Raw genomic sequence first — 11,764 nt, forward strand, 5'->3', positions numbered from 1 at the left:
GGGTCGCCCTCCCGACTACCCGCCACTCGACGGTCGTTGAGCGCCTCGGGGCGACGGCCGATCAGGGTGCCCGGGTCGATGAACCGGGTGGCGCGCTCGTAGGGCCGGCGGCGTCGACGACGAGCGGGTCGGCCGGTGCGCGGGACGCGGGGGTGCGCTCCAAGCCGCCGCGGTGCGGCTGATGGACGGCCTGGTAGAGGGTCTCGTGTGCGAGGTGCCGCTCGGGCTCGTCCGGGAAGGCGGTGCGCGGGGCCTGGGGGATCTGCTCCGGGCTCCACCGCCGGCCCGGACGCTGCCGGATGAACTCCTTCAGTTCCGTCACGCCGTATCTTGCCCTTCTTCGAGCGGGCGCGGCGCACGGCGGCCCGGCGCTGGGCCTGGTGGGGTGGTATTCGCCGGTGCGTGGGTCGCTGTTGCGCCGCACCTCCCGGCTGATCGTGGCCGGGCTCCGGTCGAGGTCCCGGGCGATCGCGCGCAGCGGGTTCCCGGACAGGAGCAGATCGGCGATGACGAGACGCTCGTCCTCGGCCGGGAACCGGTCCGAGGTCCCGACGCGACGGCGCTCCTCCGTGATCGGCGCATGGACACGCTCGTGCCCGGCACGGTCGACCGTCTTGCGTCCGTACCGCCGGCGGGTCCCGGTCCTGCGGTTGATCCCCACCTCGCGGCACGCCGCCGAGTTGCTCATCCCTTACGCCATGAGGCAAAGGTATTGATCACGCTTGTCCGCCAACGGAGCAGGTCCGCGCTTCTTCGATGTTCGCCGCGGCTTGGCCATCGCAATACCCCGCAGGGTCAGGTGTTGCAACCACCTTTAGAACCCAAGGCGCCCGCCGGGGCCAACTCAAGACGTCATAGCCACCCGGCACAGCGCGGCGGCGGCCCGCTCGATCGCGGCCAGTTGTTCCGGCGGCCACGGAACCACGGGAGGTTCGGCAATTCGTGGTCAAGGTCGTCAATCAGGCCAGCATGATCGAAAGCAGCCATCTTTCCGATAGTTGGTGTTTCCGTTCGATCAATCGACCTAGGCTCCTCAACGCGGTCCGGGACTTCTACTGCATCCCCGGTCGCGCTTTCACTGTTCGCGGGCGCGTCCCGTCGGGCCTCACACGGCGACGTGGCTGAAGCCCGCGAGGGGGGAAACGGCCCGCAGGGACTGGGAGGGGAATCCTCATGCCTGACATCGATCTCGGACTCGCGTCGGACTGGCCGGACGGCGAGACGCACGGCCGTATCAAGCTCGTACAGAACCGGGTCTACCCCACGTCGCCCAAGAAGGACGTGGCCGTCGTCTCGCCGAACAGCATCGAGATCGTGGTGAACTCGGGATTCGCCAGCTCGCAGGAGCAATGCAAGGTCTACTTCACGACGCACCACGGCAGCACGAAGAAGGTCATTGCGGTCCTCGATTCCGAAGGCAATCTGAGCATCGCCGGGAAGCTGACCACGGAGAAGCGCGACCTGGGGTTCTAGAGCCTCACCGGCTCGGCCGCGTGGGCGGAGCGTGAGGGGTGGCCGGGGTGCGATATCCCCCGGACACCCCCAACTCGGTTTCCAAGCAAGCCTGTTCGGCGGCACACAGAGAACGCGGACCGGAGTGGGCCGTACTGCGCACGGCGGTCACGGCGTCGCACCCGCCGGCGTCGCGATCACGTGGACCGTGGCACCGTTCAGCGGCATCGACGCCGCGAGGATGGTCAACCCGATCAGGGCGACCACGGTCGCCAGGCTCTGGCACGTGATTCCATCTTTCGGCCGCCGGTGAGGATAGGCCTCCAAGCCAATGACGCGGGCGCAGCAGCAGTTCGTCGGCCTCGTGAGGGTCGACGTGACCGGGTCCGTGGGTTCCGGCTGTGGCGAGGACCAAGTGGTCCATTGCCCTGCGGAATCGCCGCTTGCGCCCTTCGACCTCGGTGGTCTGTGCGTCCTCTGGCGCGACAGCGTCCATCATGTCCCACACGCGTGCGCAGAAGGCCGTGAACTCTGCGATTTCGGTGTTCCGGACCTTGAAGTAGCCGCGATCGTGGGCCTCGCCGACCTCGTTGCCTTCGTGGTCGGTCCTGATTCTCGTGTTGTAGGTGTTCAGAAACATGTTGGTGCGGACGCATCGGCCGGGTTCGACGTGGAAGATCGCCTCTGCGTGCAGGGGTTCGTCGCGCCACAGCAACAGCAGGGCGAGCGCTTTGACGTGCTCGAGCACCGGTCGGATGTCCAAGGACAACCTCAACCCCGCGCGTCCCAGGCGACGATTGGGACGAGGGAGAACCAGAAACGCGGATCCGTCCGACTCCCCGGGATTCAGTGTGCGAGGACGCAGGAAAGGCAGCGGATGTACACGGCGCAGTTGTTCGGCGGTGAGTGTCCGCAGCGTGTAGGGGCCCATCGGCACGTCCGTTCCGGCCGCCAGGTCCGCGTCCGGAAGAATCCGATCCTGTGCCTGGGGCGTGGGAGCCGCGCAGAGGTGCTCAAGATCGGCGGCGATCTCGTCGACGGGCACGGCCGCCCCCGTCGCAGCCAGAGTGGCCACTTCCGACAGGCCGACGACCTTCAGGAGGATGTCCTGCGACGGCAACGCCTGCCCGTCGTAGAGATCCGCGCGCCTGTCGGGTGGGCGGCACGGGCGATGGCGGCACGCAACTCCTCGAACGCGGGGGTGTCAGCCGCCCGGGACCATCGCGTGTCCGGGGAGATGGTGTCGATCCAGGCCTGCACGACGGAGCGCATGTCTCGACCGTAGACGTGCCACGGGCGCGCTGCCTGCCGATCGTCGAACCCCTTGGACGCAACGTTCACCCCACGTGCACGAGTTGGGGTACGTCCAGGATCGTCTGTCGCGCGGGCCTGGGGCATCGAGCGGGGGGCCGGGGTGATCCCGTTTCGGTCACGCGTGGGCGACTGAACGCCTTCGTCCTGGAACGCCTCGAACGCCTCCACGCCTGTGGGCACCACGTCGGGTCTCAACGACCTCGTCCCCGGCCTGCTGCGTCCGGACCTGGAGAGGGCGGGCTGCCTGGTCCACGCCGTGCCGTACCACAGCAGCAGCGCGTGGTAGAGCGCGTCGTCGCCGCGGCGGAAGGCGGCGCGCGGCGCGCATCCGGTCGGTGCGGCGGGCTGCCGTCTCGGTCGCGGTGGATCCGGTCGGCTACCGGCGCTCTTGCTGGGCGGCGAGGAAGCGTTGCAGATACCCGTGGAAGCGCTGCACATCGTCGGCCGACCAGTCGGCGGTGAGCTCGGCGAAGACGGATTCTTGCCACTGGTGGGCAGAGGCAAGCATCTTTGCTCCCTTGTCGGTGACGAGGAGTCGCCGTTGCCTCGCATCGGTGGGCGAGGCGACCTTGCGGAGGTAGCCTCGTTCGACCGCCTGGGTAAGGAACCGGCTCGCGCCGGACTGGTCGATGCCCAGTTCGTCGGCGACCGCATTGACCGTGGCGCCCTCGTCGCCTTGGCGGGCGGCGACGGCCTCGGTGACCATCACGTCGCGTCCGCGCTCGGCGTCGATGCCCCGACCTGTGCCGGTCCACCGACGTGACCAGTACCGCACTACGCGGAACAGCGCGTGTCCCGCCCCGGGACGTTCTGCGGGCTCCGGTGTCTTCGTGTCCACGCGGAACAGTCTATGCGATACGCATGTACATGTAGTGTATGCGTATCGCATAGATATGGAGGGGTGATGAAAACCGAGACGCCACCAAGGTCAGGCAACCGCCGGGCAGTTCCGGCGCGTGTCGAACTGGCGTTCTTCGCACTGCTGCTCGGGATGCTGCTCGCCCAGCTCGACACGAACATCGTGGTGGCGGCTCTTCCGGGGATCGGCGACGACCTGGACGCCGGACCGGCGATCGCGGGGGTGACCGCCGCGTATCTGCTCGCCGTCACGGTCACGACGCCGATCGCAGGCAAGCTGGGCGACATCCTCGGCCGGCGCGCGGTGTTCGTCGGCTCGGTGCTGGTCTTCGCCGCCGGTTCCCTGGCATGTGCTCTGGCACCCTCGATGCCGCTGCTTGTCGCGGCTCGCGCCGTGCAGGGCATCGGCGGGGCCGGGCTCATCGTGACGGCGGTGAGCACCCTGGGCGTGCTGTTCGACAAGACCGAGCTGATCCGCCGGCAGGTGTGGCTCACCGCGGTCACCGCGATCGCGGCACTGGCCGGGCCTCCCGTCGGCGGGTACCTCTCCGCGTGGGCCGGCTGGCCGGCGATCTTCCTGGTCAACCTGCCCGTCTGCGTCCTCGCCCTCGTGATCGGGTGCCGCGGTCTGCCGGGCAGGTCCGGCACGACCAGCCTGCGTGGCTTCGACCTGGCCGGAGCGGTGCTCATGCTCGTGGCGACCTCCGGCATCGTCGTGCTGGGATCGTTCGAGGCGATCGCCGGCTCCGTCGTCCCCTCGGCGGCGCTTCTGGCCCTCTCCGTCCTCGCGACCATCGCGTTCGTCGGACGCGAGCGGCGAGCCGCGGACCCGCTCGTCCCTCCCGCGATCTTCGCCTCGCGAGGATTGTCCCGGTCCATCATCGTCACCGGGATCGGTGGAGCCGCGCTGTTCGGAACGTTCACCTTCGTTCCTCTGGCCGTGAACGCCGGCACCGGGTACGACATGTCGACCGTCTCGACCCTGCTGGTCGCCCTCACCGCCGGCCAACTCATCATCACCGCAACCTTCTCGGTCGTCGCGCGGAAGTTCCCTCGCATCGTGCCCTGGGGACGGCTCGGTCTGATGCTGGGTGTGGTGGGCCTGGGCCTGCTCTCGATCCTCCCTCTCGGGAGCACCTGGCCGAGTGCTCTCGTGCTGGGGATCGCGCTTGTGGGCCTGGCGCTGTCCGGTGCCGCCCTGGGTCTGCTGATGCAGGCGTACACGCTGCTCGGCATCACCTCCGCCCCGCCCGCGCATTTCGGCTCCGCGATGGCCACACTCACCCTCGCCCGACAACTCGGTGGCTCGATAGGCGCCGCCGCGTTCGGCTGGCTGCTCATCATGATGTCCGGCTCGTCGGACGCCACCGTCGCGATCCTGGCTGTCGCCGCCGTCCTGCTCGCGATCGGGCTTGTCGTCGCACCACGTCGCCGTGACGAATCCGAGGCCGAGAGCACATGATCGTCCGGCAGTATTGACACCCGATCGAGAAGCAGACCGGCTCGGAGGCCTGCGAGGTGGGCCTGCGATGTCGGCGTCGATCGCGAAATAGGCCAGGACTGCCGCGCGCGTTCGGCCCACGCGTCGAGGCCGAGGAGGACGAGCGCGGCGGCGGGGTGGAGGGGATGTGCCGGTGCTGTTGCGGGACGACCGGCTCGCCGGCGCCGCCGGTTCCACCCGACGAGCCCGATGGCCCTCGGGGAGGAATACCGCACATCTCGAATAGCGCTCCCCCGCCAGTCGGTGCCGCCTGGATCGCGGCCGAACGCCGGCGAGGTCGGGCTGGATCTGCTCGACGGACTCGCCGTTCGCGCGGCACCGCAGCACGGTGTGCGGCATGTCGTCGGTGACGACCGGCGGTCGGCCGCCGTGCCTGCCCTTGCGAAAGGCGGTGTCGTCGTCACCTTCGGCGTTGGGCCGGAAACACCGGCTACCGATCCTTGGGTACGCTGTCGGGCTTCCGGCGATTGGCACACCCCGCCCCTTGGGCCGTTGCGCTGGCCGAGTGCGTTCCTGGGTCGTTCCAGGTGCGCGAGCATCACGAGTGCGGTCCGCAGTATCAGCGAGTCGGATCCGTCGAAGGGCAAGGCCCCGCCGGACAATTCCGATGGCCGGGTGCCGCCGGAGCCGTGCACGACGGCGCCGCGTCCTGGGCTACTCTGATCGGCACGTGCGACGACGACCACGGCCTCGTCCGCGAAGGCGGCCCCGACGCCTCGCCGACGAACTCCTCGCAACCCGGGACCGATGGATCGACGTCGGGCGGATCCGGCTGTACGACTACGGCATGACCGTCACACCCACCGAGTAGTACGTGTGGGCCGGTGATCCCGACACCGGACGCCGATGGCCGATCCGGGACCCGGCACCGATCGGGAGTCGATCCCACAACGAGCTACGACCCGCACGGCCGTGACGAGCGACCCGGGCAGCGCCGTACCGTTCACGGCCTTGGCCTGTACGAACCAGCTGCGCTGCGGCAAGGGCGTCGCTTGGTGGTGTGCCGGGCCGGTGGGTGCCGACCGCGGCTCAGCCGCCCGACATCCGCACGGCCGGCCACAGGTCGCACTGCGCCGCAGCGGAGCGGAGGTCGAAGCCGAGGCGTTCGCCGAGTCGCCCCAGGCGCTTGCGCAGTCCGGCCTCGGACAGGACGAGGGCGGCAGCGGACGCCGGAGCCCGGCAGTCATGGGCCGGCCACACCCGCAGGGTCTCCGCGGAGGCGGCGCGGGACCCGCCGCCGACCGGATCCGATGCGACGGGAGCGAGCAGGGCCCGAGCCCAGGCGCGTAGTTGCGGCTGTCGGATCACGTCCTCGAAACGGGGCGGGGCCGTGGCAGCGCCCCCCGCCGAGGCCGGAGCCCTCGGCGGCAGCGCGTCGAACCTCAGTGCGATGTCCGCCACGGCCTGTCCGCCCGGCCCGGCCAGGTCGACCCCGAGCAGTTCGCCGACCAGGCGCAGCCGCGACGCCAGGGTGTTGCGGTGGACGTACAGGCGCCCGGGCGCAGCGCGACCGACCGCGAGCCACACGCGGAGCGTTTCCACCAGATCCTCGCCCGACGGATCCTGAGGGCGGGCGCCGCGGTGTGCACGGGCCGGGGCCAGGAACTCGGCGGCCCACCGTCGCCCCAATGCGCCCACGAGCGGCGCCAATCCGGGCTCTGTCGGACTCTCGGCCGCCACATGGGCACGTCCGGGGACCGGACCGGCAAGCTTGGCCAGGGCCTGTCCGTAACCGAGCGCGAGGCCGGCCACCGGCACCTGCGCACTCGCGGCGACGCAGTACCGGCCCGGCAGCGCGCCGTGCAGAGCGGCGTGCAGATCGGATGCGAAATGCGTCGCGGCTGCCGGCACGAGCAGCAGGGCATGGCCGGCCTCATAAGGGCATGGCCACGTCCACGCCGCGGTTCCCCCGGCCATGGAGCCCGCGGGGTCGGCCGTGACCGCAGTGCACACCTGGACCGCGCGGGCCCGGTCGCGGGAATCGGTGGCGACGACGAACACCCGTGCGGGGTCCGGGAGCGGGATCCCCGCCATCCGCGCGACACGGCTCGCCGCCGCAGGGTGTTTGGGCTCGCTGTTGGCAGGCGCTTGTCGCAGAGGAAACAAGCAGCTCAAACGCGCGTTCTTCCTGTCCGCTTTCGCGGCCCCGGCCGACCCCGCGTCCCGCAGTTACTACGACCGGAAGATCGCCCAGGGCAAGCACCACACCCAAGCACTGCTCCGCCTCGCCCGACGACGCACCGACGTGCTGTTCGCAATGCTCCGCGACGGCACCTTCTACGAACCCCGACCCATCGCGGCTTCATGACGCTGCATCGACCGGTCAGTCTTCGGGGCGAAGCCGTTCACGAGCGGCCTCGAGCCGCTGGTTGTAGTCAGGCGCAAACAGCTCGGGCAGGGCCTTGTCCAGCGTCCCGGCGATCCTATGGATCGGCGCCCACACCGCCGGCTCGTCCACGACACGGCTGAGATCGGTCATCCGGAGCCGATACAGCCAGTCCGACAGCACCAGAGCCTCGTCACTCGTCAGCGTGATCGTCACCCGACCATCACCCATGCACACCCCCACAACTCGACCCCGACCACACGAACCTACTGACCCCCGACCTTGACCAAACCCATACGGGCACCCCTGCGGCCTGCGGCCCCGCAGGCCGACCGCTGCCGGCCGCCCCGATCCGCCACGGCCTGATCGCCGCCTGCCGGCGCGGCGCGCCCGCCCAACTGCCGTCCGCCGTCGACGGAATCCTGGACGGACTCCACAGCGAACCCGAGGACCTCGACTTCGCGGAGGTCCCCCGCCCCAGCGCCGCCCTGCCCGCCGACCTCGCCTGCCTGCCCCCTGCCCCCCTGAGCCACCCCACCCGGCGCCGCGACCGGTCCCGGACCGCGTCCCCCCGAGGCAGGCCGGGACCGGCGACGCCGGGGGGCGAGTCCCCCGCCCCGGGGCGACCGCGCCGAACCGCGCCCGCGCCGGGCGGTTCACCGTTTGCGGGCGACGGCCCCCGGGTCGGCCGCGCGCACCCGGCTGGCGTCGACGTAGGCGGTACGCCCGCCCGCGCCGCTGGTCAACAGGGCGTTCGCGTGCGCCAGGACGATCGGGTCGTCGTCCACGTACACCACCCGCGCCGACAGGTCCGCGTGCTGCGCGACGTCGTGGACGTTGCGACCCTCCACCGGTATCCCGGTACCGATGGCGACGAACTGCCGGACACCCTCGCGCAAGGTGCGCCACCGCCCGCAACAGGTACGCCCGGCTCTACCGAGCACTCACGCCCAGAGTCGGCACCGACGCCGACGCCGCCTCGGCCGCGACCCGGTCCGCGTCGAAGTTCGTGCTCCCGCCCAACAGGTGGTCGCACACGCGTGCCGGATGCGCGCGATCGAAATCGATCTGCGCCCGCCCTCACCCCCGTACTCGCCGTCGCCCGTCCTCACCGCAAACCACACCCTTCCTCGTGGGTCGATCCGGGTCGCCGCCGGGATCGGGACGACCCGGGGGCGCCGCGCGGGTCCGGACCGGACACCCGGACGCTGCGTGGTTCGTCCTCACGGGTTCGACGCCCGCCACACCAGGCACTCCCGTTCGAAGGTGACCTGCCCGGCGCCGGCGCGGAGACGGTCCACGAACGCGTCGTCGTCGGGACCGAGTTCCAGGCGCAGGAACCGCAGGCTGGTCATCCCCGCCAACGGCTGCGGGTCGTGGATGGAGGAGTGCCGGATGTCCAGGTGCGTCAACCGGGGCAGCGCCGTGAGGATCTCGAGGTCGGCGGGGCCGGAGCAGTCGTACAGTTCCAACGCCTCGAGGTCGGTCAGCTCCGCGACGGTGCGCAGATCGCCGCCGAGATCACAGGCCTCCAGCCTCAACCGCCGCAGTCGGCGCAGCCCCCACAGCACGCCCTGTGTCGCCCCGGGCCACGTCCAGAGGTTTCGGACGGTGAGGGCGCGCAGGCGCGGGAGCGCGGACAGGAACGTCGTGGTCGGCTCGTTCCAGTCCGTCACACAGGTGCTCGTCGCGAGCACGCCCAGGTCGGGGCGGCGGCCCAGGAGCGTCACGTCGTCGACGTGCAGGTCGATGTCGTCGGTCTGCATCGTCAGCAGGACGTCGTCGATGTAGCGGTCGGTGTCCAGGACCGAGTTCACGGCGGTCGCGACCACGGTGCGCACCACGGGTGAGGGGTGTCGGCGCGTCCGGCGCAGCAACGGGATGGCGTCGTCACCGGCCTCGGTGAGTGCGCCGCCCAGGATCGCGGTCAGGAGCAGGGGGTCGACGGCGTCCCCGGCGGCGTCGAGGTGGTCGATGAGCAGGTCCATGGCGAAATCGCCCATGGCGACGATCTCTCGCGTCTGGTCGTATCCCGCCGGGGGCAGGAGCGAGCGGGTGCGTTCCAGTACCGCCGCGCGTACTTCGGGGTCGACCATCGCGGCGTCGGTGATCGCCGCGCCCGCGAGCATCCACGGGTGCCCGCTCTCGTGCCGTTCGCCGGCGGACAGCAGGCCGCGCAGCAGTTCGGACTGGACGCGGGGCGGGGTCTGCGCGCGGGCCGCGGCCATGACGATCACGTCATGGTAGAGCGGGTCCTGGGCGTGCGCGAGCAGGTGGCCGATGTGGCGGCCCTCGATCATCTCGGCCGCCGAGAGGTAGTCCTGGAAGCTCGCGTGCACGAACTCGACTACGCCGGCCTCGGGTTCGTGCAGGACGCCGGACCGGCGCAGGAGGTGTTCGAGGAGTTCGTCGGTGGTGTAGGGGTCGCCGGTGTGGGGTGGGGTGAGCCAGGGTCGTCGGGTTTCGACGAGGGTGTGGGCGACGTCGTGGGGTATGGAGCGGCGGCCTTCGAGGGTCATCCAGTGGGCGAGGGCGGCGAGGAGGCGTTCGGCCTGGTCGGGGTGCAGGCGGACGCGGGAGGCGGTGATGCCGCGGGCGCGTTCGCGTCCGCCGAGCATCATGGCCAGGGCGGAGCGGTACAGGGCGGTGCGGCCTTTGGGCAGGATGCCGTCGGAGTTGCGGTGCAGCGCGCACACGAGTGCGCACAGGAGCGGGCTGGTGGCCAGGCGTGCGAGGTCGTGGCGGGATTCGAGGATCGCGACGAGGGCCTCGGCGGTGGCGTCGAGTTCGGTGGCGTCGCCGCCGCGGCGGGCGTGGGTGCGGTGCCAGCGGCGGACGCATTCGTGGACCTGGCCGGGTGTCATGGGGCGCAGGTGCGCGAGGGCGTATCCGGCGTCCTCGGTCAGGCGGGTGAGGCGGTGTTGCGACAGGGTGTCGGGGCGGGAGGTCAGGACGTAGGTGGCGTTGGGGTAGTCGACGCCGAGTTGTTCGACCCAGTCCAACGCGCGGGCGCGGTGTTCGGGCGGGAGTTCGTCGACGCCGTCGATCAGGACGGTCGCGGAGCCCTCGCGAAGCCGGCGCGAGACCCATCCCTCGGGTTGTTCGCCGGCGAGGGTGGACCCGGTAGCGGTGGTGAACTCCTCGACCACCGGCAGGACCAGGCGCCCGTCGTGCACCAGGGACCGGAGCTTGACGAGGAAGGGGGTGCGCTCGCCGCCCCAGGGGTGGTCGTCGTCCAGGCAGCGCACCGCCAGTCGTCGCAGCAGCGTGGTCTTCCCCGAACCCGCCGCGCCTTCCAGGACCAGACGGTTGCGGCGGGACAGGACGTCGTCGATCGAGGTCCCCCGTCCCGGGGCGCGCACGTACAGGACCCTGTGCTCCGGGGCGGCGTCGCCGTCGACGGCGCCCAGCAGGAACATCGCCCGGGCGTCGGGAGGCGGCTCGGTGTCCGGGAAGATCCCGAAGTCCACGTGCTCGGACCTGGCGGGTGCCGGTTCCCGCCGGCTGCCGGCCTGCGGGCGGGCACCGGCACCCGTGCCGTGCAGCGGCAGGTCGACGTAGGAGGTCGTGAGCGCGTAGACGGATTCCTCGGCGGTGAGTTCGCCGACGCCGTACAGGCGGGCCTTGTCCAGCCCGGGCCGTACGCCGCGTGCGTAGCGGGCGCGGAACGCGGCGTCGCGTTCGTCCTCGGTGGCGGGCAGGCGGTCCAGTATCGCGCCGGTCGTGCGTGCGATCTCCAGGATGGTGCGGGTCGCGAACTCGCCCTGGCGGCTGAAGAACTCGACGACGTGCGCGCAGCAGGCGTCCACGAGGGTGTCGAACGCGTCCCGCGCGCTACGGGTCGGCAGGGTGGGGACGGCCGCGGCGCGCGCGGACAGGGTGTGGCGCAGGCGGGTGGGGTCGAGGTGGGTGGCCTGGACGTCGTCCATCGTGACCGGTGCCGCGAACAGGGCGTCGACGGCGGCCAGGACCGACTCCCCATCGTCGGGCGGCAGGTGGGAGAAGTCCGGGTCGGCGTCGGCCAGGCGCTGCGCGAGGGTCCGGCCGAGCACGGTCAGGTCCTTGTCCCGCAGGGTGCGCCCGGAACGCTTGAGCACCTTGCCCTTCGCGGCGGGCCGCTCCACGGTGTGCGCGCCCTTGGGGGCGGCGAGTACCCGGGACGCCATGCCCACCACCGCCGACGCCACCCGAACCCCGACGCGAACTCCACAAGACCCGTTCCCCCTCGACGTGTTCGCCCGGCCACTCCTCGCGGGCCGCGCCCTGGGAACAGAGTGTGGCGCATCACGGGACGAGCCGGGCCGGATCACCGA

At 71.1% G+C, this 11,764-nt stretch carries 10 protein-coding genes and 1 pseudogene; 3 read left to right on the top strand and 8 right to left on the bottom strand.

The window, feature by feature from the left end; translation table 11 throughout:
• Positions 1-61 precede the first annotated feature (61 nt).
• Positions 62-688, bottom strand: coding sequence for a helix-turn-helix domain-containing protein (locus ABZ374_RS32270; protein WP_360317813.1), 627 nt, complete (start codon positions 686-688; stop codon positions 62-64).
• A gap of 485 nt (positions 689-1,173) precedes the next feature.
• On the opposite strand from ABZ374_RS32270, the gene ABZ374_RS32275 reads away from it, so the two are divergent.
• On the top strand, positions 1,174-1,473 hold the full coding sequence (locus ABZ374_RS32275; RefSeq protein ID WP_360317815.1) for a DUF6342 family protein: 300 nt from the start codon (positions 1,174-1,176) through the stop codon (positions 1,471-1,473).
• Positions 1,474-1,477: 4 nt separating this feature from the next.
• Here ABZ374_RS32275 and ABZ374_RS32280 read toward each other — a convergent pair whose 3' ends face one another.
• Together ABZ374_RS32280 and ABZ374_RS32285 are read right to left on the bottom strand one after the other, a co-directional pair.
• The gene (locus ABZ374_RS32280; protein WP_360317817.1) at positions 1,478-2,572 is read right to left on the bottom strand and encodes a hypothetical protein; all 1,095 of its coding nucleotides are present in this window, start codon (positions 2,570-2,572) and stop codon (positions 1,478-1,480) included.
• Positions 2,573-3,142: 570 nt separating this feature from the next.
• Positions 3,143-3,604, bottom strand: coding sequence for a MarR family winged helix-turn-helix transcriptional regulator (locus ABZ374_RS32285; protein WP_360317819.1), 462 nt, complete (start codon positions 3,602-3,604; stop codon positions 3,143-3,145).
• Positions 3,605-3,616: 12 nt separating this feature from the next.
• On the opposite strand from ABZ374_RS32285, the gene ABZ374_RS32290 reads away from it, so the two are divergent.
• Positions 3,617-5,086: an MFS transporter gene (locus tag ABZ374_RS32290; RefSeq protein ID WP_360317821.1), complete on the top strand. Its 1,470-nt coding sequence runs from the start codon at positions 3,617-3,619 to the stop codon at positions 5,084-5,086.
• Positions 5,087-6,154: 1,068 nt separating this feature from the next.
• Here the strand turns inward: ABZ374_RS32290 and ABZ374_RS32295 are convergent.
• Positions 6,155-7,159 (bottom strand): helix-turn-helix domain-containing protein, encoded by a 1,005-nt coding sequence (locus tag ABZ374_RS32295; RefSeq protein WP_360317823.1) that lies wholly within the window; start codon positions 7,157-7,159, stop codon positions 6,155-6,157.
• A gap of 58 nt (positions 7,160-7,217) precedes the next feature.
• On the opposite strand from ABZ374_RS32295, the pseudogene ABZ374_RS32300 reads away from it, so the two are divergent.
• Positions 7,218-7,433: pseudogene (locus tag ABZ374_RS32300) on the top strand (IS110 family transposase); the annotation flags it as partial.
• A 15-nt stretch (positions 7,434-7,448) separates the two neighbouring features.
• Here ABZ374_RS32300 and ABZ374_RS32305 read toward each other — a convergent pair.
• The 4 genes from ABZ374_RS32305 to ABZ374_RS32320 all read right to left on the bottom strand — a co-directional run bounded on the left by ABZ374_RS32305 (position 7,449) and on the right by ABZ374_RS32320 (position 11,617).
• Positions 7,449-7,682: a hypothetical protein gene (locus ABZ374_RS32305; protein ID WP_360317825.1), complete on the bottom strand. Its 234-nt coding sequence runs from the start codon at positions 7,680-7,682 to the stop codon at positions 7,449-7,451.
• 425 nt (positions 7,683-8,107) lie between these two features.
• Positions 8,108-8,350 carry an SAM-dependent methyltransferase gene (locus ABZ374_RS32310; RefSeq protein ID WP_360317827.1) on the bottom strand — a complete coding sequence of 81 codons (243 nt, stop codon included), beginning with the start codon at positions 8,348-8,350 and terminating at the stop codon, positions 8,108-8,110.
• A 34-nt stretch (positions 8,351-8,384) separates the two neighbouring features.
• Entirely contained in the window at positions 8,385-8,489 is a 105-nt protein-coding gene (locus tag ABZ374_RS32315; protein WP_360317829.1) for a hypothetical protein, read from the bottom strand.
• Between the two features lie 185 nt (positions 8,490-8,674).
• Positions 8,675-11,617 carry an NACHT domain-containing protein gene (locus ABZ374_RS32320; protein WP_360317831.1) on the bottom strand — a complete coding sequence of 981 codons (2,943 nt, stop codon included), beginning with the start codon at positions 11,615-11,617 and terminating at the stop codon, positions 8,675-8,677.
• Positions 11,618-11,764: the final 147 nt, after the last annotated feature.

The organism is Embleya sp. NPDC005971 (genome assembly GCF_040629175.1).
Taxonomy (GTDB): Bacteria; Actinomycetota; Actinomycetes; order Streptomycetales; family Streptomycetaceae; genus Embleya.